Raw genomic sequence first — 20,032 nt, 5'->3', positions numbered from 1 at the left:
CGCTTGCCGCTGGGGCCTCATGCCTCGGCGACCAACGCCCGGACCTTCGCAGTCCGAGCGTCCGCAGCTTCCGCCGCTTCCGCCGCTTCCGCCGCTTCCGCCGCTTCCGCGCCTTAGCTCCGCAGCGCGCGCTTGCGCTCGTTCTCCGACAGATGGCGCTTGCGCAGCCGCACCGACTTCGGCGTGATTTCGACCAGCTCGTCGTCCTCGATGAATTCGACGCCGTACTCCAGCGTCAGGTCGATCGGCGGCGTCACCTTGATGGCGTCTTCCTTGCCGCTGACGCGGAAGTTGGTCAGCTGCTTGGTGCGGGTGGCGTTGACGATCAGGTCGTTGTCGCGGTTGTGGATGCCGACGATCATGCCTTCGTAAACGGGGTCGTTCGGCTTCACGAACATGCGGCCGCGGTCGTCCAGCTTGCCCAGGGCGTAGGTGAAGATTTCGCCTGCGTCCATCGAGATCAGCACACCGTTCTTGCGACCGGCGATATCGCCCTTGTGGGGTTCGTAGCCGTCGAAGATGTTGGAGATCAGGCCCGAGCCGCGCGTCAGGTTCAGGAACTCGTTCGAGAAGCCGATCAGGCCGCGGGCCGGGATGCGGTATTCGAGGCGCACGCGACCACGGCCGTCCGGCTCCATGTTCACCAGTTCGCCCTTGCGCTCGCCCAGCGCCTGCATCACGCCGCCCTGGTGGGTTTCTTCCACGTCGGCGGTGACCAGCTCGATCGGCTCGCACTTCTCGCCGTTGATGGTCTGGAACACCACGCGCGGCTTCGACACGGCCAGCTCGTAGCCTTCACGGCGCATGTTTTCCAGCAGGATGGTCAGGTGCAGTTCGCCGCGACCCATCACTTCGAAGATGCCGTCCTCGTCGGTCTCGCTGACGCGCAGCGCGACGTTGGCTTGCAGTTCCTTCTGCAGGCGGTCCCAGATCTGGCGGCTGGTGACGAACTTGCCTTCACGGCCGGCCAGCGGCGAGGTGTTGACGCAGAAGTTCATCGTCAGCGTCGGCTCGTCGACCTTCAGCATCGGCAGCGGGGCCGGGTTGCTCGGGCTGGTGACGGTCACGCCGATGCCGATCTCCTCGATGCCGTTGATCAGCACGATGTCGCCGGGGCCGGCTTCGGTGGCCTGCACGCGGTCCAGACCCTGGAAGGTCAGCACCTGGTTGACGCGACCCTTCACGGACTTGCCGTCCGGGCCCTCCATGACCAGCACGTCCTGCGACGGCTTCAGGGTGCCCTGGCTGATGCGGCCCACGCCGATGCGGCCGACGAAGGTCGAGAAGTCCAGCGCGGAGATCTGCAGCTGCAGCGGCGCGTCCGGGTCGCCCTTCTGCGACGGCACGTGCTTCAGCACGGTGTTGAACAGGGCGGACATGTCCTCGCCCCACTTCTCGCCCGGCGCGCCTTCTTCCAGCGACGACCAGCCGTTGATGCCCGAGGCGTACACGACCGGGAAGTCCAGCTGCTCGTCGGTGGCGCCCAGCTTGTCGAACAGGTCGAAAGCGGCGTTGATGACGGCATCCGGCTTGGCGCCCGGCTTGTCGACCTTGTTCACGACGACGATGGGCTTGAGGCCCAGCGCCAGCGCCTTCTTGGTCACGAAGCGCGTCTGCGGCATCGGGCCTTCCTGCGCATCGATCAGCAGCACCACGCCGTCGACCATCGACAGCGCGCGCTCGACTTCACCGCCGAAGTCCGCGTGTCCCGGGGTGTCGACGATGTTGATGTGCGTGCCTTCCCAGCTGACCGCGCAGTTCTTGGCCAGGATGGTGATGCCGCGCTCGCGTTCGATGGCGTTGTTGTCCATCACGGTGTCGACGACCTTCTCGTGCTCGGCGAAGGTGCCGCTCTGGCGAAGGAGCTGGTCCACCATGGTGGTCTTGCCATGGTCGACGTGGGCGATGATGGCGATGTTGCGGATTTGCTTGCTCATGGGGCGGCTTTCGCTAGGGGCTTTCTCGTGATTTTGAGGAAGTCGGGAACTCGGGATGTCTCGGATCTTTTTAGGCGATGCGGGCTCAGGCGGCCTGCATCAGCATGGAAGCGATTTCGGTCGGGCTCAGCAGACGATCGGCGATCAGCTCGCCGCCGGCCACGTGGGCGCTGCCCAGGAAGGCGCGCGGCGCCTGGCCATAGACGCGCACCTGCGGCATGTCGGTCAGGGTCACGCGCCGGCGCATGCCGGACAGGAAACGGCCAGCCTCGTCGTTGCTCAACTCGACCTCGGGCCATTCGCCCAGCAGGCTGTCCGGCGCGGTCAGCAGCGACAGCCGGGCGTCTTCGTCCAGCGCCTCGATCTGCTCGAGCGTCACCGCCCGGTCGATCGACACCGGACCGCTCGCCGTGCGGCGCAGACCGGCCAGGTGCGCGCCGCAGCCGAGCCTGGCGCCGATGTCTTCGCCCAGCGTGCGGATGTAGGTGCCCTTGGTGCAACGCACGTCGATCACCAGCAGCAGCTCGTCAGGTTGCCAGTCGACGATGTCCAGCGCATGAATGGTCACATTCCGCGGCTGGCGCTCGACCGTCACGCCTTCGCGGGCGAGCTCGTACAGGGCGCGGCCCTGGTGCTTGAGCGCCGAATACATCGGCGGCAGCTGCGAGATCTCGCCTCGGAAGCCGTCGCAGGCGGCGCGGATCGCGCCCAGGTCCAGCGACTTCGCGACCTCGTCGCGCTGCTCGAGGATCTCGCCCTCGCCGTCGCCGGTCGTGGTCGTGATGCCCAGACGCAGCGTCGCGCGGTAGCCCTTGTCGGCCTCCAGCGAGACCTGGCTGAACTTGGTCGCCGCGCCGAAGGTCAGCGGCAGCAACCCGGTCGCCAGCGGATCCAGCGTGCCGGTGTGGCCGGCCTTCTCGGCGCGCAGCAGGCGCTTGACCTTCTGCAATGCGTCGTTGCTGGTCAGGCCGATGGGCTTGTCCAGCATCAACACGCCGTGCACGGCGCGTTTCACGATCTTGGGGCGGGGGGCTACTGCGCTCATCACTACGCGGCGGCCCTCTCGGGACGCCGTCTTTCTGGCTCGGAGGACCTCAGTCCTCGGTGGTCTCGTCGTCCTTGGCTCGGGACAGGTTCGCTTTGTTGATCAGCGCGCTCATCTCGGCGGCGCGCTCGATCGTGCGGTCGAAATGGAAATGCAGACTCGGCACGGTGTGGATCTGCAGCCGCTTGAACAGGCCGTTGCGCAGGAAACCTGCCGCCTCGTTCAGCGCCGCGCCGGTCGCCTCCGGATCGCCGACCAGCAGCGAGAAGTAGACCTTCGCATGGGCGTAGTCGGGCGTGACCTCCACCGCGTTGATCGTCACCATGCCGACGCGCGGGTCCTTGAGGTCCCGGATCAGCTCGGCCAGGTCGCGCTGGATCTGGTCCGCCACGCGCAGACCGCGGTTGGGGATAGATCGCTTGTGACGCATGGCTCTTTCCTCACTCTCTCAAACAACAAAGCCCGGCGGTGCGAACCGCCGGGCATGAAGCTGCGGCAGGCTGGTTTACAGCGTGCGCGCCACTTCCTTGATTTCGAAGACTTCCAGTTGGTCGCCTTCCTTGATGTCGCTGTAGTTCTTCAGCTTGATACCGCACTCGAAGCCTTCGCGGACTTCCTTGACGTCGTCCTTCAGGCGCTTGAGCGACTCGATCTCGCCGGTATAGACCACCACGTTGTCGCGCAGCAGGCGGAAGCGTGCGTTGCGGGTCACGTGACCGCTGGTGATCATCGAACCGGCGATGGTGCCGATCTTGGTCGCCACGAACACGGTGCGGATCTCGGCGGTACCGATGATCTCCTCGCGCTGCTCCGGAGCCAGCATGCCGGCCATCGCCGCCTTCACCTCATCCACGGCGTCGTAGATGATGTTGTAGTAGCGAAGGTCGACGTCGTTGTGCTCGGCCACCTTGCGCGCGCCGGCATCGGCACGCACGTTGAAGCCGATCACGACAGCCTTGGAGGCGATCGCCAGGTTGATGTCGGACTCGCTGATCGCACCCACCGCGGCGTGCACGATCTGGACCTTGACCTCGTCGGTCGACAGCTTGAGCAGCGAAGAAGCCAGCGCTTCCTGCGAGCCTTGCACGTCGGCCTTGATGATCAGCGGCAGCGTCTGCACGTCGCCGGCGGTCATTTCCGCGAACATGTTCTCCAGCTTGGACGCCTGCTGGCGGGCCAGCTTGACGTCGCGGTACTTGCCGGCGCGGAAGGTCGCGATTTCACGGGCGCGGCGTTCGTCGCTCAGCACCATGAACTCGTCACCGGCGCGCGGCACTTCCGTCAGACCCTGGATCTCGACCGGGATGGACGGGCCGGCTTCGGTGGCGTTCTTGCCATCCTCGTCCAACATGGCGCGGACACGACCGTAGGTCGAGCCGGCCAGCACCACGTCGCCGCGCTTCAGGGTACCGGACTGCACCAGCACCGTCGCGACCGGGCCGCGACCCTTGTCCAGCTTGGCTTCGATGACCAGACCCTTGGCCATGGAATCCTTGGCGGCCTTGAGTTCCAGCACTTCGGCCTGCAGCAGGACCTGCTCCAGCAGATCGTCGATGCCCTGGCCGGTCTTGGCCGACACCGGGACGAACGGCGATTCGCCGCCGAACTCTTCCGGCACGACCTGCTCGGCCACCAGTTCGCTCTTCACGCGCTCGGCGTTGGCGTCGGGCTTGTCGATCTTGTTCATCGCGACCACGATCGGCACACCGGCGGCCTTGGCGTGGTGGATCGCTTCCTTGGTCTGCGGCATCACGCCGTCATCGGCGGCCACGACCAGGATGACGATGTCCGTCGCCTGGGCGCCGCGGGCACGCATGGCCGTGAAGGCCTCGTGACCCGGGGTATCGAGGAAGGTGATCATGCCGCGCGGCGTGTCGACGTGATAAGCGCCGATGTGCTGCGTGATGCCGCCGGCTTCGCCCGCCGCCACGCGGGCGCGGCGGATGCTGTCCAGCAGCGAGGTCTTGCCGTGGTCGACGTGACCCATGACCGTGACGACCGGCGCGCGGGGCAGCAGCTCGTGCTGGCCTTCGGCGGCGGCGCCCTCTTCTTCCAGGAACGCGTCCGGATCGTCCAGCTTGGCGGCGAACGCCTTGTGGCCCATTTCCTCGACGAGGATCATGGCCGTTTCCTGGTCCAGCTGCTGGTTGATGGTGACCATCTGACCCAGCTTCATCAGCTGCTTGATGACCTCGGAGGCCTTCACCGACATCTTGTGCGCCAGATCGGCGACCGAGATGGTTTCGGGAACGTGCACTTCCTGGGCCACCGGCTCGTTCGGAGCCTGGAAATTGGACTGCGAGGCGCCGCGATCGTCCCGACCGCCGCGGCGGCCACCGGCACCGCCACGGCCCGGCGCGCGCCAGCTCGTGCCGCCGCCCGGACGTGCCGGACCGTCGGTACGGCCGCCACCCGGCTTGCCGGCGGCGCCGCGCTTCTTGGCGTCATCGGCCCAGCTGGAAGACAGCTTCTCGGACTTGACCGACTTCTTGTCGCCCGGCTTCGCACCGGCGGCGGCCGTCGTGCCGGCGGCACCCGGAGCGCCGCCCGGCTTCTTGTGGATGGTGCCCTTGATGCCGGCGGCCGGCGTGGCCTCGGGCTTGGGTTCTTCCTTCTTCGCGACCAGCACCTTCTTGGGCGCGTTCATCATCGCGCGGATGGCCGCGGCTTCGGCTTCGGCGGCCTTGCGGCGGCGCTCCAGCTCGACCTGGCGGGCCTTCTCGTCGGCGGCGACGTCGGCAGCCTTCACCACGCGCAGCACGGGCTTCGCGGGTTCGACCGGGGCCGGCGCCGGAGCGGCGGCAACGGGAGCCGGCGCGGGTGCGGGCGCAGCGGCAGCGGCGGCCTTTTCAGCCGCTTTCTCAGCCGCCTTGTCGGCGGCCTTCTCGGCCTTGGACTTGGCGGCGTCGGCGATCTTGCGCGCTTCCGCTTCGGCGGCGGCCTTGGCCGCGGCCTCGGCGGCGGCGGCTTCGGCCGCTTCACGCGCGGCGCGCTCTTCCTCGCGACGCTTCTCTTCAGCTTCGCGGGCGGCGCGTTCGGCGTCTTCACGCTCACGCACCTTGCGGGCAAGTTCCTCTTCCTGCTGACGCAGCGCTTCGGCTTGCGCCTGCACTTCTTCCTCGCGGCGCTTCAGCTCGGCTTCCTCGGCGGCGGCGGCGGTGGCGTCATCCACACCATCCTCGCGCTTGACGAAGACGCGCTTCTTGCGCACCTCGACCTGGATCGTGCGGGCCTTGCCCGAGGCATCGGCCTGCTTGATCTCGCTGGTGGACTTGCGGGTCAGCGTGATCTTCTTGCGCTCGGCGCCGCCGGCGGTCCCATGCGCGGTGCGCAGGTGATCCAGCAGACGTTCCTTGTCGCTTTCGTTCAAGGTGTCCTCGGCGGACGCCTTCTTGACGCCCGCAGCTTGGAGCTGCTCCAGCAACGTGGTCGCAGGCCTGTTGAGCTCTGCGGCCAGCTGGGCGACGGTGGTCACGGCCATTGTTGAAATCCTTAAATCTTGTGTGGGGCGGAGCGGTCTGGTTTCGCTTGAAGTCGCTTCAGAGCGTGTCTGCTCGGGCGTTATGCGTTGAACCAGTGCTCGCGCGCCTTCATGATCAAAGCGCGTGCCGCTGCCTCGTCCAGGGACGAAATCTCGACCAGTTCGTCGACGGCCAGGTCTGCCAGGTCGTCACGGGTATGGATGTCGCCGGCCGCCAGCTTGGCGATCAGCTCGGGGGTGACGCCTTCCAGGTCGCGCAGGTCCTGGGAGACCTCCTCGACCTTTTCCTCGCGGGCGATTTCCATCGTCAGCAGGGCGTCCTTGGCGCGGGTGCGCAGCTCGTTGACGGTCTCCTCGTCGAAGGACTCGATCTCGAGCATCTCCTGCATCGGAACGTAGGCGACTTCTTCCAGCGAGGCAAAACCTTCGGCGATCAGGATGTCGGCGACTTCCTCGTCCACGTCCAGCTTCTCGACGAACAGCTTGCGCACGCCATCGGATTCCTCGGCCTGCTTGGCGGCGGATTCCTCGGCGGTCATGATGTTGATCTTCCAGCCGGTCAGCTCGGAAGCCAGACGCACGTTCTGGCCGCCGCGGCCGATGGCGATCGCGAGGTTCTCCTCGTCGACGACGACATCCATCGCGTGGCGCTCTTCATCGACGACGATGGACTGCACGTTCGCCGGCGCCAGCGCGCCGATCACGAACTGCGCCGGATCCTCCGACCACAGCACGATGTCCACGCGTTCGCCGGCCAGCTCGTTGGTCACGCCGTTGACGCGGGAACCGCGCACGCCGACGCAGGTGCCGATCGGGTCGACGCGCTTGTCGTACGAGACCACGGCGATCTTGGCGCGGCTGCCGGCGTCGCGGGCGGCGCTCTTGATCTCGAGCAGGCCCTGCTCGATCTCCGGCACTTCCTGCGCGAAGAGTTCCTTCATGAACTCACCCGAGGAACGCGACAGCATGATCTGCGGACCGCGCTGCGTCGGGTCGATGCCCAGGATCACCGCGCGGACGCGGTCGCCGGTGCGCAGGTTTTCCTTCGGGATCATCTCGTTGCGCTTGAGGCGGCCTTCGACGCGTCCCGACTCGGCAATGATGTCGCCCTTGTCCAGGCGCTTGACCGTGCCGACGAAGATGCGCTCGCCGCGCGACATGAAGTCGTTCAGCAGCTGCTCGCGTTCGGCGTCGCGGATCTTCTGCAGGATGACCTGCTTGGCGGCCTGGGCACCGATCCGGCCGATCGGCACGGACTCGACACCTTCCTCGATGTGGTCGTCGACCTCGATGTCGGCGATCTGCTCCTGCGCTTCGAAGAGCAGGATCTCGGAGTCGGCGTTCTGCAGGCCGGCCTCGTTGGGCACGACGTGCCAACGGCGGAAGGTCTCGTACTCGCCGGTGTCGCGGTCGATGGCCACGCGGATATCGACCTCGCCGCCATACAACTTCTTGGTGGCCGAAGCCAGTGCCGCCTCAACGGCGCCGAACACCACATCGCGCTCCACGCTCTTCTCGCGCGAGATGGCGTCCACCAGCATCAACAGTTCGCGGTTCATTGATCGAGACCTCCGTCAACCTTGTCATCCGTCTGCCGGGACTTGGCATTGCTCTTCTTCTTCGACGCCTTGGGCTTCGCAGCCGCTCCGTCAGCCGATTCCGATCCGGGCGCCAAGCCCGTGTTCTTTTTCGCCGCGGCATCCGCGGCAGCGTCGCCCGCAGACTTCTGCGTGCGACCCTTGAAAACGATCTCCGGCACCAGCTTGGCCGAGCGCACTTCGTCCAGCGCGAAGTCCAGCACCTGCTCGGTCTTGCCGTCCATGAAGATCACGCGCCAGGCGGTGTTCTGCGCCAGCGCGTTCCAGTCGTCCTGCGCCACGCCTTCGGCCGCGACCAGGACACCCCGGTACTTCTTGCGACCCTGGAAAGCCTCGCGCAATGTGATTTCCACTTCATGACCGCTGAAGCGGGCGTAGTCGCCGGCGTTGTTCAGCGGGCGATCGAGACCGGGGGTCGACACTTCCAGCCGCGTGTAGTCGACTTCCTCGACTTCCATCACGTAGCGCAGCTGGCGCGTGACGCGCTCACAATCCTCGACGTTGACCGGCGTCTCCGGTTCCTGGCCGTCCACCAGCGGCTTGTCGATGAACACGCGCAGCAAGCCCCCGGCGCTGCGTTCGCAGCCCACCACCTCGTAACCGAGTCCGGTCACGGTTTTTTCAACAACGGCTTGCCAGCTCAAATTCATCGACGAAAGTATTGGGCCTGTAACAGGCATCACGGCATGTTGGAACGGCCAAAAAAAATGGGCTGGATGAATCCGCCCACCGTTCACTTTTTCAGCGAAGCTAGAAGTGTACTATGCAAACTGCATGCCGACAAGGCTGCGTCATCCCTCACAGCCTGACGTGCGAGAATCCCGGCCTCCCTCGAATCTATGAATACCAGGAGCAGACATGGGATTTCTCGCTGGCAAGCGACTGCTGATCACGGGCGTGCTGTCCAACCGCTCGATCGCCTACGGCATCGCCAAGGCCTGCCACCGCGAAGGCGCTGAACTGGCCTTCAGCTACCAGGGCGAGCGCTTCAAGGATCGCATCACCGAATTCGCCGCCGAATTCGATTCCAAACTGGTATTCGACTGCGACGTGAGCGACGACGCCCAGATCGATCGCCTGTTCGAGGACCTCGGCCAGCACTGGCCGGAATTCGACGGATTTGTCCATTCGATCGGCTTCGCGCCGCGCGAAGCGATCGCCGGGGAATTCCTGGACGGCATGACGCGCGAGAACTTCCGCATCGCGCACGACATCTCCGCCTACAGCTTCCCGGCCATGGCCAAGGCCGCCCAGCCGCGCCTGCGCGCCGGCTCGGCGCTGCTGACCCTGTCCTATCTGGGGGCGGACCGCTTCGTTCCCAACTACAACACCATGGGCCTGGCCAAGGCCTCGCTGGAAGCCAGCGTGCGCTACCTCGCCTACGGCCTGGGCGGCAAGGGCATCCGGGTGAACGGCATCTCCGCCGGCCCGATCAAGACGCTGGCCGCCTCCGGCATCAAGGACTTCGGCAAGCTGCTCAAACAGTTCGCGGACAGCGCCGCCATCAAGCGCAACGTCACGATCGAGGACGTCGGCAACACCGCCGCCTTCCTGCTGTCGGACCTGGCGGGCGGCATCAGCTCGGAAATCGTCTACGTCGACGGCGGCTTCAGCCACGGGGCGATGGCCGGGACGGAGTAAGCGTCGGCTGACTCCGGTCACCGGCGGAAGCCGGGCCGGGGTCTCCTCATACGTCTCGCAGGCTCCACAAATCGTCGACCCCGGCCCGGCTTCCGCCGGCTCCGACCGAGGTTCACGAGCGAAAACAGGCCCCTCGGGGCCTGTTGGCGTTTGTGGGGCGTCGATTACTTCTTCGTGTCGACCACGCAATCCACGTAGTAGCGCGTGACGCCGTCGTCGCCCTTCTCCGCCACGAGGCCGTGGACGTCGGTGGCGAAGCCCGGGAACTTGGCGTTGAAGTCTCTGGTGAACTTCAGGTAGTCGACGATGCGCTTGTTGAAGCGCTCGCCCGGGATCAGCAGCGGGATGCCCGGGGGATACGGCGTCAGCAGCGCGGTGGTGACCCGGCCCTCGAGCTTGTCGATCTCCACGCGCTCCGTCTTGCGATGCGCGATGTGCGCATACGCGTCGGACGGCTTCATCGCCGGCTCCAGCTCGGACAGGTAGACCTCGGTCGTCAGGCGCGCGATGTCGCCCGAGGCATAGGCCTCGTGCACGCTCTGGCTCAGGTCGCGCAGGCCCATGCGCTCGTAGCGCGGGAAGGCCGCCACGAAGTCCGGCAGGATGCGCCAGATCGGCGCATTGCGGTCGTAGTCGTCCTTGAACTGCTGCAGCGCGGTCAGCAGCGTGTTCCAGCGGCCCTTGGTGATGCCGATGGTGAACATGATGAAGAACGAGTACAGCCCCGTCTTCTCCACCACCACGCCGTGCTCGGCCAGGAACTTGGTGACGATGCTGGCCGGGATGCCGGTCTTGGCGAACTTGCCGCTCATGTCCAGCCCCGGCGTGATCACCGTGGACTTGATCGGGTCCAGCATGTTGAAGCCGGCCTCGATCGGGCCGAAGCCGTGCCACTTCTCGTTGGCCTTGAGCATCCAGTCGGCCGCCTTGCCGATGCCGTCGCCGGCCAGCTTGTCCGGACCCCAGACCTTGAACCACCAGTCCTTGCCGTAGTCCTTCTCGACCTTGCGCATCGCGCGGCGGAAGTCCAGCGCCTCGCTGATGGATTCCTCCACCAGCGCCGTGCCGCCGGGGGGCTCCATCATCGCGGCCGCGACGTCGCAGCTGGCGATGATCGAGTACTGCGGGCTGGTCGAGGTGTGCATCAGGTACGCCTCGTTGAACAGGTGCTTGTCCAGCTTGACGTTCTGCGAGTCCTGCACCAGCACCTGCGACGCCTGCGAGATGCCGGCCAGCAGCTTGTGGGTCGACTGCGTGGCGTAGACCATCGCAGTCTTCGGACGCGGCCGGTGCTTGCCCATCGCGTGGTACGAGCCGTAGAAGTTGTGGAAGGCCGCGTGCGGCAGCCACGCCTCGTCGAAGTGCAGCGTGTCGATCCAGCCGTCCAACTTGCCCTTGATGGTCTCGGTGTTGTAGAGCACGCCGTCGTAGGTGCTCTGCGTCAGCGTCATGATCCGCGGCTTGGCCTTCTTCGCATCCACGCCCTTGAGCAGCGGGTTCTTGGCAATCTTCTTGCGGATGGTCTCGGGCGAGAACTCGCTCTCCGGGATCGGGCCGATGATGCCGTAGTGGTTGCGCGTGGGCGTCATGAAGACCGGCACGGCGCCGGTCATGATGATGCTGTGCAGGATGGACTTGTGGCAGTTGCGGTCCACGACCACGATGTCGCCCGGCGCCACCGTGTGGTGCCAGACCATCTTGTTGGACGTGGAGGTGCCGTTGGTGACGAAGAAGCAGTGGTCCGCGTTGAAGATGCGGGCGGCGTTCTTCTCGCTCTCGGCGACCGGGCCGGTGTGGTCCAGCAGTTGGCCGAGTTCCTCGACCGCGTTGCAGACGTCGGCGCGCAGCATGTTCTCGCCGAAGAACTGGTGGAACATCTGGCCGACCGGGCTCTTCAGGAAGGCCACGCCGCCGGAGTGCCCCGGGCAGTGCCACGAGTAGGACCCGTCCTGCGCATAGGCCATCAGCGCCTTGAAGAACGGCGGCGCCAGGCCGTCGAGGTAGCTTCTCGACTCGCGGATGATGTGACGCGCCACGAACTCGGGCGTGTCCTCGAACATGTGGATGAAGCCGTGCAGCTCGCGCAGCACGTCGTTGGGCAGATGCTGCGAGGTGCGCGTCTCGCCATAGACGTAGATGGGGATGTCCGCATTCTTGAAGCGGATCTCCTGGATGAACTTGCGCAGGTTCAGCACCGCCGGATCCAGCTCGGCGCCGTCGCCGTTGCCGGAGAACTCCTCGTCGTCGATGGACAGGATGAAGGCGCTGGCGCGGCTCTGCTGCTGGGCGAACTGGCTCAGGTCGCCGTAGCTCGTGACGCCCAGGACTTCGAAGCCCTCTTTCTGTATGGCCTCCGCGAGCGCGCGGATGCCCAAACCCGAGGTGTTCTCGGAGCGATAGTCCTCGTCGATGATGACGATGGGAAAGCGGAAACGCGGCGTCATGGAAGCCTCCGGATCGGGGCAGGTCAAACAAGAAAGGCGCGAAGTGTAGGGCTAGAGCCGTGTCACGCAAGTGTTGATCGGGCGTTGTCGCAGAAACAGAACGGCCATGCCGCCGATCTCCCGTCAATGACCCGTGGATGGGGTCTCTATGGCTCGGAAAAGCGGGGATCCCACCCCCTTCGGAGCGACCGGGCAAGCACCGACCCCGGGCGTACACTGACCCGACTCGAAGGACCGGGCGAATCACGGATCGCCCGGCGTTGAGCTAGGAGGAATCGATGGACTGGAGTCTCGCCACCTGGTGGTGGGTGATCTGCGGCGTACTGGTGGCGGCGGAGCTCGCGACCGGCACGACGTTCTATCTCTTGATGCTGGCGCTGGGCGCGGCGGCCGCCGCGTTGACGGCCCACCTGGGCGGACCGTTCTGGACGCAGCTGCTGATCGCGGCGGCGATCGGCGGCGGCGCGGTGACCTGGTGGCATCTGCGCCTGCGCCGCCACCCGAGACTGCCGGCCGCGGAGAACCCCAACGTGAACCTCGACATCGGCCAGAGCCTGGACGTCGCGCATTGGCGCGCCGACGGCACCGCCGAGGTCCGCTATCGCGGCGCCGCCTGGCAGGCGCGCTTCGTCGGCAACGGCGCGCCGGCCATCGGGAGGCACATCATCCGCGGCGTCGAAGGCAGTTGCCTGCTCATCGAGCCCGCCTGATCTGATCCGCTCGCCCCGCCTCGCCCCGCCCCACCCCAACCGTTTCGGTTTCATTCCCCGGAAGAGAGCCCCGCTCATGGAAATCATCGCCCTGGTCATCTTGATCGTCGCCATCGTCTTCGTCATCCAGTCGGTGAAGGTGGTCCCCCAGCAGAACGCGTGGGTCGTGGAACGGCTCGGCAAGTACCACGGCACGCTGACGCCCGGGCTGAACATCCTGGTGCCCTTCGTGGACCGGCTGGCCTACAAGCATTCGCTCAAGGAGATCCCGCTGGACGTCCCCAGCCAGGTCTGCATCACGCGCGACAACACCCAGCTGACGGTGGACGGCATCCTGTATTTCCAGGTGACCGACGCCATGCGTGCCAGCTACGGCTCGAGCAACTACATCATCGCGATCACGCAGCTGGCGCAGACGACGCTGCGCTCGGTGATCGGCCGCATGGAGCTGGACCGGACCTTCGAGGAACGCGACGTGATCAACAGCTCGGTCGTGCAGGCGCTGGACGAGGCGGCGCTGAACTGGGGCGTGAAGGTGCTGCGTTACGAGATCAAGGACCTGACGCCGCCGGCGGAGATCCTGCGCTCGATGCAGGCGCAGATCACCGCGGAGCGCGAGAAGCGCGCGCTGATCGCCGCCTCGGAAGGCCGTCGTCAGGAGCAGATCAACATCGCGACCGGCGAACGCGAGGCAGCGATCGCCCGCTCCGAGGGCGAGAAGCAGGCCGAGATCAACAAGGCGCAGGGCGAGGCCGCGGCCATCCTGTCCGTGGCGGAGGCCAGCGCTGAGGCAATCCGCAAGGTCGCCGCGGCGATCCAGCAGCCCGGCGGCAGCGACGCGGTGCAGCTGAAGGTCGCGGAGAAGGCGGTCGAGGCCTTCTCGCAGCTCGCCCAGAAGAACAACACCATGATCGTGCCGGCCAACATGAGCGAGGTCTCCGGCCTGATCGGCACGGCGATGGCGCTGATCAAGAGCGACAAGGTGATCCAGCCGGGCCGCTGAAAAGCGCGGCGCTGAAGCCGAGGCGGGCGGCGCGTCGGCGCCCTCCTTCCGCCTCTGTCGCACGTCGCGCCGCAACTTTCATTCGGAGCGAAAAATCTGCGCTATGATGGCGGGCTTCGGAGAGATGGATGAGCGGTTTAAGTCGCACGCCTGGAAAGCGTGTGTAGGTTAATAGCCTACCGAGGGTTCGAATCCCTCTCTCTCCGCCAAGACGCATGAACAACGGGCCCTGAGTGATCAGGGCCCGTTTTCTTTTGTCGCGGGATCAATGTCGTCGCGGGATCTATCATCCCGCCCCATGCTGACCTTCGAACAAATCTTCGGCTTCCTGCTGGCCGCCACGCTGATCACCGCGTCCCCGGGGCCGGACAACCTGATGGTGCTCGGCATGGGCGTGTCCAAGGGCCGTCGGCACGGCATGGCCTTCGGGCTCGGGTGCGCGCTCGGTTGCCTGAGCCACACGGTGCTGGCCGCCATCGGCGTCAGCGCGCTGATCGCCGCATCGCCGGTCGCGTTCACCGCGCTCAAGGTCTGCGGCGGGCTCTACCTGATCTGGCTCGGCATCAAGGCGCTTCGCAGCCGCGGCGGCGCCACCGTCGGCGATGCCTCGCAGGTCGGGGACTCCCTCTCGCGCCTGTTCTTCAAGGGCGTCTTCGCCAACGCCATCAACCCGAAGGTCGTCCTCTTCTTCCTGTCCTTCCTGCCGCAGTTCGTCGTGCCCGCGCAGGGACACGTGGCCGCGCAGACGGCCCTGCTCGGACTGACCTTCACGCTGCAGGCGGCGGTGCTGTTCGGCCTGCTCGGCTACTTCGCCGGCGCGATCGGCCAATGGCTGCAGCGCAAGCCGCGCGCAGGCCTGTGGCTGGACCGCATCGCCGGCGCCGTGTTCGTCGCGCTGGGCTTGCGCCTGATCGTCGCGCGCTGAGTCATTCTCCCAACGAGCGAATCCGACGACGGGCGCCGCGCACTGCGCGCGTGCCATGCACTGCGTGTGCTCGCCCGGTTCGGCGGCACACGGATTGCCGTCCGTCCACACCCCCTCGTCAGGAGACTCGCATGACCCTTCGTCCCTTGCTCGCCGCCGTCCTGGTGGCCTGCCTGCCCGCGACCGCCGCACTCGCCGCCGAAGCCACCGTGACCTTGAAGGTTGCCACGCCTCAGGGAGAAGGCGGTCCGGTCGGCACCGTCACGATGGAGGACACGAAGTACGGCCTCGTGTTCACGCCCAAGCTCACCGGCCTGCCGCCCGGCCTGCACGGTTTCCACGTGCATGCGAACCCGTCCTGCGCGGCCGCCGACAAGGACGGCAAGCCCTCCCCCGCCGAAGCGGCGGGCGGCCATTTCGATCCGAAGAAGTCGGGCAAGCACGGCGAACCCTGGGGCGACGGCCACCTGGGCGACCTGCCGCCGATGTTCGTCAACGGGGAAGGCGAGGCCACGCAACCCGTGCTCGCGCCGCGCCTGAAGCTGGCGGACGTCAAGGGCCACGCGCTGATGGTCCACGCGGGCGGCGACAACCATGCCGACCATCCCGCGCCGCTCGGCGGTGGCGGCGCGCGCATCGCCTGCGGCGTGATCCAGTGAGCCAGTGATCCAGTGATCCAGTGATCCGCTGGAAGGCGGATCCTGGTGAGCGGAAAGAGGCGCCCCGGCACGAGCCGGGGCATGCCGCTCAGGCGGAGGCCAACGGCAACGCGTGCCCTTCACCGTGCGTCAGCACTGGCGCGTCGTACAGCGCGCGGATCGCGTCGCGCCCTACCGCCACCGTGCTCAGGATGCGGCCGTCGGCGCCCACCCACAGCGCGCTCGGCGTGGCGATCACGCCGAAGAGCTGGTTGATGTCCTGCCCCGACTGCAGCACCACGCGATCCGGCGCGAGGTTGTTGAAGGTGGTGCGGTTCGACTCGGCGCTGCCGCTGCTGATGGTCAGCCAGTGCACCGCCTCACCGTCCTGACGGCGCCAGGACGCCATCTCCTTCATGACCTCGTGGCAGGGCGCGCATTGCGGTCCGACGAAGACCAGCAACTGCGAGCCCGACTGCGCCACGTAGTCCGCCAGCGTGCGCGTGTTCCCCGCCACCGTCGGCGCGGCGAACGCCGGCGCCGCCTGACCGACGTGCAGCACCTGATTCGACACCAGCGTCTCCAGGCTGGGCACGCCGCCGGCGGGCTCGATACCCAGCGACTGCAGCCGCAGCTCCAGGTGATCGATCTTCAGCAGCAGGCGCCCCTGCTGGCGCGCCAGATGCAGCACCAGCCAGCCCAGCAGCCCCACCGCCAGCACCAGCACCGTCGAGAGCAAGACCTGCCCCCGCCCACCGGAGACCAGCGTGCCCGTCAACGATGCCGCACCTTCGGCCGCCAGCGCGCCGGACAGCAGCCAGGCCGCCAGCGCGACCAGCAGGCCGTTGCGCGCGACGCTGGCCCACGAGATCGGCTGCGAGCGCGTCTGCCCGAAGCAGTTGCACGAGGGCTTGTTGCCCTGCGCCAGCTGCACCGCCATTGCCGCGGCGAACACCGCCAGCAGCCCGGCCGCCAGCGCGATGCCGAGCGCCGGCGCCCACGGGAGCACGACCAGCAGCGCAACCGCGAACTCCAGCAGCGGCAGCATCCAGGCGCCAGCGCGCGCCGGCGCCGCCGGCACGCCGAAGCTGCGCAGCGCCTGCGCGGTCGCGTCCGGCTCCGCCAGCTTGGACCACGCCGCGAGCGCGAACACGCCCGCCAGGAACCAGCCCCCCAACACGATCAGGATGTCCACGATGCGTCTCCCTTCCCGTTGCGTTTCGTCTGTCCGGTGTCACCACCAATGGTTGCGCCCGGCCGACCGGCCGGGCGACGTGAAAAGGCCTTGCGCTGCCCTGCGGTTACTTGGCCCGCATCTCGCCGCCGGAACCCTGCGCCGGGCCGGCGGTCGTCATGCCGACACTGGGCACCGACGCCGAGCGGCTCGCCAGACTCGACCCGACCACGAAGCAGGGTCGGATGCAGATGGGCGTCGAACCGCAGCAGGTCACGCTGACGCAGGCCCATCCCGACGGGCATCCCGCGGACGACGAGCAGGTCGGCAGCCCCGAACACGACTGAGGCAGATGGCAGAAGCCGCGGCCCTCGATGGTCTGGAAGCAGACGCAACCGGGATCCTGGCAACTGGGCAGCGCGCCGCACGTGCCGCCGGGGCAGGTCGGGCAAGGCTGCGTGCCGCAGCAATCGCAACCGGCCTGCTGCGCCGCGGTGAAGGCGTCGCCTCCGGCGTTGTTGACCGCCTGGTAATAGGCCCCCGCCGCCGCCTTGCAGGCGCCGCGCTTGATCTTGTTGCTGTCCACCGAAATCGGTCCGACCTGCACCATGTTGACCGGGTAGGCCGCGTCGCAGGAACCCGTCATGCAGCTGTAGAAGGTGTTGTCGCAACCGGCCTTGCCCTGGTTGCACTCGCCGTAGCAGCAGTCGTGGCCGTTGCAGCAGCCGAGGAAACTGGCCGCGCCGTACTGTGACGGGAACTGCGTGCCGCCGGCCGCCCCGCAGCCGTTGGGCGTGCAGCTGTAGCCCGGGTGCGCCACCTTGTTCGGACAGGCCGCGAGGTCCGCCACCGGATGCTTGTTGGCGATGGCGCCGCTGGGCAGGCAGCACTGCAGCGCCGGGTCGTAGAGCTGGCGACCGCACAGGCAGTCCGCCGCCGCCTGCGCCGTGCGCGGCAATAGGCCGCCGGCCAGCGTGGAGAACACGCCCAGCACCGACACCTTCAGCACGTCGCGGCGCGAGCCCTGGCTGCCCAGCGAGCGGGTGAAGTTGTCGAAGGCGTTGTTCGCCAGGTGTCCCTGGAGGTCGATGGCGTCATCGGCGCGCAGCGCGGGCGAATCGCTGGCGGAGAACCCGCCCATGCCGCGCCGCAGCAGCGCCGCGACGCGTTGCCCGAAACCGAAGGTGCGTTCTGTCATGGATCACTCCTTGCTGGCGCCGCTCAGGCGCGCGACGGCGTCAGCGTGTAATCAGCGGCCACCTTGCCGGCGTCGTCGGCCGCGTGGTCCCAAGCAACCAGGCTCGCGCCAGTCGATTCGGAACTGGTGCGCGGGCTCATCAGCTGGAAGCCCGACAAGGTCGCGCCGGGCGCCACGTGGTTGGGATACGGCGGCACCAGGTCCGAGGCGACCCAGGTCACGTAGGTCATGCCGTCGGTGTCCGCTTCCCAGCCCGGGGGCGTACCCGTCACCGTCACCGGCGCGTTCACCGACAACGACAGCGTCGCGATGTGCTGGCCGCTGCCGGCCGGCTCATTGTTGGTCAGCGCGTAGCTCCAGTAGCTGGGCGTGGTCGTGACCGCGAGCGAGGCGCGCAGCTCATCCGCCGGGAAGCTTCCCGCCGCCGGCATCCGCACGTAGCGGCTCACCGTCAGTCCGTAGGCCACGCCGGCGACGACGTAGGACCCGCGCACCGTCAGCAGCAGGTTGGCGTTGTCCACCAGCCCGGCGTCGGAGAACCGCCCGGCGAAGGTCGTGGACGACGAGGCCCCGAGCGTGCCCAGGTAGATGGGCGCATTGGGCGGACTCTGCCGCGCGGCGCTGCCGTAGGTGATGCTGGTGATCTGCACCCCCTGGAGCGCCGACTCACCGATGTTCATCAACGGGATGTTCAACCTCACCTGACCGGCGAAGCGCTGGATGAAGGGCGCGCCGAGGGTCGCGCGCGCGGAGACGACTGTGGCCATGAATGCCCCTTGTGATGTCTCGAAGAGAGTCGATGTGGACCCGTCGTGCCGGGCGCTTCCGTGGATGCCCGAGGGCCGGTGGCTGCCGGGGACGGGAGAGGAAAGCGGCCGGCGGCGCGGTCCGTCGGCCGTCCGTGCTCAGGTGCCTGCGGGCCAGGTCGCGGACGGACCGGAAGGTCCGCTGCGGCGGTGGACCCGTCGCACCACCAGCGGCACCAGCGCGACCAGCGCCAGGGCGAGCGTGCCTGGCTCCGGCACGTCGCTCGCCGCCGCGGCGCGGACCGTCACCGCCACCAGCACCTCGTCGGCGAAGTTGCCGTTGATGTCCGACAGCAGGATGGAGAGGTCGAAGTTCAGATCCGCGAGGAGGTCGGGCAGCGTCGCGATCATCAGCAGGTCCAGCACCGGGCTGATGGTGCGGTCCGGGATCACCACCTCGGGATCGCCCAGCAGCGGCGTCACGTCCACGAACGGGAACGGGTAGCCGCTGAGCGACAGGAAGAAATCGGTGGTCAGCAGCGGACCGCCGCTGATGTTGGTGATCTGGCCCGTGATCACGACGCTGTCGCCGGCGTCCAGCACGACCGAGGTCGGCGTTCCGCCGAGTGTGATCGGCGCCGCGGCGGCGGGCGCGGCGGACAGGCCCACCAGGCCGGCCGACGAGGCCGCGACCAGGAGCAGTCGTGTGAAGGCGCGTCGGCCTCGTTGGAGCCAGTCGATGGCGGTCATGGTCATCCTCCGGGGGCGCCTGCGGGGCACCCGAGTTGCGATGCGAGTGCTGCGAAGTCTAGGAGCCGCCTCGCGGCCCGCGCACCCCCTATTCCTTAAGCGGGGACAGCCCCCCTCATTCGGGGCAGCCTGCCCGGCAAACCCCCGGATATCGGGCCTCCAGCGCATGCCTTCCCCTCTGGAGACCGTCGTCCCGTGCCTGGACGGCGGCGGTCTCCGCCCGCCTCCTGCAGGGCCGTGCAAGGGACAGTCACGACCATCGCGTCGGTGACAGGCGCGGGACAGCCTGTTGTCCCTTCAAGGGACAAAGCGGGGACAGGAAGGGTCTTCACGCGCAGTTGACATCGCGCTCGAATTCATGCCCTGGCATGGGTATTGGGAGGAATCGTCCGTGGGGCGCGGACCGATTGCTTGCGCAGGCATGGGGCTTGCCATTTGGAAACGTCCGGTTTCAGACCGCTTCATCCACTTGCAACGAGGTTCCCACCATGAACAGCCCAGTCGGCCCGCTGAGCCCGACCGTCACCATCGTTCCGGTCGGTGCGCTCGGCACCGCCGCCCCGCACCACTATGACCAGGCGCTGCAGCGCCACCTGATCCAGTGTGCGAAGGCCCGAGGGCGATGGTTCGGCATCGCTTTGCTGGCTGAACGGGCGCGTGGCCTGGTCCTGCCCCGCCTCGCGACGACCGCTGCGCTCAGCGCGATCACCTTCGGCCTGTTTGCCCATTGGCTATGACCGGC

The 20,032-nt window shown here is 67.3% G+C and carries 17 protein-coding genes and 1 tRNA gene; 7 read left to right on the top strand and 11 right to left on the bottom strand.

Annotation, left to right across the window (positions count from 1 at the left end; genetic code table 11):
* Positions 1–113: 113 nt before the first annotated feature.
* The 6 genes from typA to rimP all read right to left on the bottom strand — a co-directional run bounded on the left by typA (position 114) and on the right by rimP (position 8,711).
* Positions 114–1,937, bottom strand: a complete 1,824-nt coding sequence (typA, locus tag PV762_RS03285; protein WP_421033583.1) for a translational GTPase TypA — start codon at positions 1,935–1,937, stop codon at positions 114–116.
* Positions 1,938–2,022: 85 nt separating this feature from the next.
* Positions 2,023–2,982, bottom strand: coding sequence for a tRNA pseudouridine(55) synthase TruB (gene truB / locus PV762_RS03280; RefSeq protein WP_421033582.1), 960 nt, complete (start codon positions 2,980–2,982; stop codon positions 2,023–2,025).
* 49 nt (positions 2,983–3,031) lie between these two features.
* Positions 3,032–3,412, bottom strand: coding sequence for a 30S ribosome-binding factor RbfA (gene rbfA, locus PV762_RS03275; protein ID WP_331616714.1), 381 nt, complete (start codon positions 3,410–3,412; stop codon positions 3,032–3,034).
* Positions 3,413–3,487: 75 nt separating this feature from the next.
* Positions 3,488–6,463 carry a translation initiation factor IF-2 gene (infB, locus tag PV762_RS03270; protein ID WP_421033581.1) on the bottom strand — a complete coding sequence of 992 codons (2,976 nt, stop codon included), beginning with the start codon at positions 6,461–6,463 and terminating at the stop codon, positions 3,488–3,490.
* Between the two features lie 80 nt (positions 6,464–6,543).
* Entirely contained in the window at positions 6,544–8,022 is a 1,479-nt protein-coding gene (gene nusA, locus PV762_RS03265; RefSeq protein ID WP_088403774.1) for a transcription termination factor NusA, read from the bottom strand.
* A complete protein-coding gene (gene rimP, locus PV762_RS03260) occupies positions 8,019–8,711 on the bottom strand; it encodes a ribosome maturation factor RimP (protein WP_421033719.1) in 693 nt (230 codons plus the stop codon). Before rimP ends, nusA begins: the two co-directional genes overlap by 4 nt.
* A gap of 208 nt (positions 8,712–8,919) precedes the next feature.
* Between rimP and fabI the strand changes: the two genes are divergently transcribed.
* Positions 8,920–9,702 carry an enoyl-ACP reductase FabI gene (gene fabI / locus PV762_RS03255; protein ID WP_088403772.1) on the top strand — a complete coding sequence of 261 codons (783 nt, stop codon included), beginning with the start codon at positions 8,920–8,922 and terminating at the stop codon, positions 9,700–9,702.
* 164 nt (positions 9,703–9,866) lie between these two features.
* Here fabI and PV762_RS03250 read toward each other — a convergent pair whose 3' ends face one another.
* Positions 9,867–12,146, bottom strand: a complete 2,280-nt coding sequence (locus tag PV762_RS03250) for an Orn/Lys/Arg decarboxylase N-terminal domain-containing protein (RefSeq protein ID WP_421033580.1) — start codon at positions 12,144–12,146, stop codon at positions 9,867–9,869.
* A gap of 278 nt (positions 12,147–12,424) precedes the next feature.
* Between PV762_RS03250 and PV762_RS03245 the strand changes: the two genes are divergently transcribed.
* The 5 genes from PV762_RS03245 (at position 12,425) to sodC (ending at position 15,443) form a co-directional block, all read left to right on the top strand.
* On the top strand, positions 12,425–12,856 hold the full coding sequence (locus PV762_RS03245) for an NfeD family protein (RefSeq protein WP_421033579.1): 432 nt from the start codon (positions 12,425–12,427) through the stop codon (positions 12,854–12,856).
* 76 nt (positions 12,857–12,932) lie between these two features.
* The gene (locus PV762_RS03240; protein ID WP_067274606.1) at positions 12,933–13,859 is read left to right on the top strand and encodes an SPFH domain-containing protein; all 927 of its coding nucleotides are present in this window, start codon (positions 12,933–12,935) and stop codon (positions 13,857–13,859) included.
* Positions 13,860–13,977: 118 nt separating this feature from the next.
* A tRNA-Ser gene (locus PV762_RS03235) sits at positions 13,978–14,068 on the top strand.
* An 89-nt stretch (positions 14,069–14,157) separates the two neighbouring features.
* On the top strand, positions 14,158–14,784 hold the full coding sequence (locus PV762_RS03230) for a LysE family translocator (protein WP_421033578.1): 627 nt from the start codon (positions 14,158–14,160) through the stop codon (positions 14,782–14,784).
* 131 nt (positions 14,785–14,915) lie between these two features.
* Complete coding sequence (gene sodC / locus PV762_RS03225; protein ID WP_421033577.1) at positions 14,916–15,443, top strand: superoxide dismutase [Cu-Zn] SodC; 528 nt, start codon at positions 14,916–14,918, stop codon at positions 15,441–15,443.
* Positions 15,444–15,531: 88 nt separating this feature from the next.
* On the opposite strand, the gene PV762_RS03220 is transcribed toward sodC, so the two are convergent.
* From PV762_RS03220 to PV762_RS03205, 4 genes are all read right to left on the bottom strand, one after another.
* Entirely contained in the window at positions 15,532–16,617 is a 1,086-nt protein-coding gene (locus PV762_RS03220; protein ID WP_421033576.1) for a MauE/DoxX family redox-associated membrane protein, read from the bottom strand.
* 106 nt (positions 16,618–16,723) lie between these two features.
* The gene (locus PV762_RS03215) at positions 16,724–17,794 is read right to left on the bottom strand and encodes a hypothetical protein (RefSeq protein ID WP_421033575.1); all 1,071 of its coding nucleotides are present in this window, start codon (positions 17,792–17,794) and stop codon (positions 16,724–16,726) included.
* A 23-nt stretch (positions 17,795–17,817) separates the two neighbouring features.
* Positions 17,818–18,561 carry a hypothetical protein gene (locus tag PV762_RS03210; protein ID WP_421033574.1) on the bottom strand — a complete coding sequence of 248 codons (744 nt, stop codon included), beginning with the start codon at positions 18,559–18,561 and terminating at the stop codon, positions 17,818–17,820.
* 138 nt (positions 18,562–18,699) lie between these two features.
* Complete coding sequence (locus tag PV762_RS03205) at positions 18,700–19,290, bottom strand: hypothetical protein (RefSeq protein ID WP_421033573.1); 591 nt, start codon at positions 19,288–19,290, stop codon at positions 18,700–18,702.
* A 488-nt stretch (positions 19,291–19,778) separates the two neighbouring features.
* Here PV762_RS03205 and PV762_RS03200 point away from each other — a divergent pair, with 488 nt between their 5' ends.
* The gene (locus tag PV762_RS03200; RefSeq protein ID WP_421033572.1) at positions 19,779–20,027 is read left to right on the top strand and encodes a hypothetical protein; all 249 of its coding nucleotides are present in this window, start codon (positions 19,779–19,781) and stop codon (positions 20,025–20,027) included.
* Positions 20,028–20,032: the final 5 nt, after the last annotated feature.

Source organism: Mitsuaria sp. CC2, from assembly GCF_048957715.1.
Lineage (GTDB): Bacteria > Pseudomonadota > Gammaproteobacteria > Burkholderiales > Burkholderiaceae_C > Roseateles.
This window is presented reverse-complemented; position numbering and strand designations above follow the sequence as displayed.

Coding starts and splice junctions, on each gene's coding strand:
- typA (WP_421033583.1), bottom strand. CDS start 1,937: ATGAGCAAGCAAATCCGCAACATCGCCATCATCGCCCACGTCGACCAT.
- truB (WP_421033582.1), bottom strand. CDS start 2,982: ATGAGCGCAGTAGCCCCCCGCCCCAAGATCGTGAAACGCGCCGTGCAC.
- rbfA (WP_331616714.1), bottom strand. CDS start 3,412: ATGCGTCACAAGCGATCTATCCCCAACCGCGGTCTGCGCGTGGCGGAC.
- infB (WP_421033581.1), bottom strand. CDS start 6,463: ATGGCCGTGACCACCGTCGCCCAGCTGGCCGCAGAGCTCAACAGGCCT.
- nusA (WP_088403774.1), bottom strand. CDS start 8,022: ATGAACCGCGAACTGTTGATGCTGGTGGACGCCATCTCGCGCGAGAAG.
- rimP (WP_421033719.1), bottom strand. CDS start 8,711: ATGAATTTGAGCTGGCAAGCCGTTGTTGAAAAAACCGTGACCGGACTC.
- fabI (WP_088403772.1), top strand. CDS start 8,920: ATGGGATTTCTCGCTGGCAAGCGACTGCTGATCACGGGCGTGCTGTCC.
- PV762_RS03250 (WP_421033580.1), bottom strand. CDS start 12,146: ATGACGCCGCGTTTCCGCTTTCCCATCGTCATCATCGACGAGGACTAT.
- PV762_RS03245 (WP_421033579.1), top strand. CDS start 12,425: ATGGACTGGAGTCTCGCCACCTGGTGGTGGGTGATCTGCGGCGTACTG.
- PV762_RS03240 (WP_067274606.1), top strand. CDS start 12,933: ATGGAAATCATCGCCCTGGTCATCTTGATCGTCGCCATCGTCTTCGTC.
- PV762_RS03230 (WP_421033578.1), top strand. CDS start 14,158: ATGCTGACCTTCGAACAAATCTTCGGCTTCCTGCTGGCCGCCACGCTG.
- sodC (WP_421033577.1), top strand. CDS start 14,916: ATGACCCTTCGTCCCTTGCTCGCCGCCGTCCTGGTGGCCTGCCTGCCC.
- PV762_RS03215 (WP_421033575.1), bottom strand. CDS start 17,794: ATGACAGAACGCACCTTCGGTTTCGGGCAACGCGTCGCGGCGCTGCTG.
- PV762_RS03210 (WP_421033574.1), bottom strand. CDS start 18,561: ATGGCCACAGTCGTCTCCGCGCGCGCGACCCTCGGCGCGCCCTTCATC.
- PV762_RS03205 (WP_421033573.1), bottom strand. CDS start 19,290: ATGACCGCCATCGACTGGCTCCAACGAGGCCGACGCGCCTTCACACGA.
- PV762_RS03200 (WP_421033572.1), top strand. CDS start 19,779: ATGAACAGCCCAGTCGGCCCGCTGAGCCCGACCGTCACCATCGTTCCG.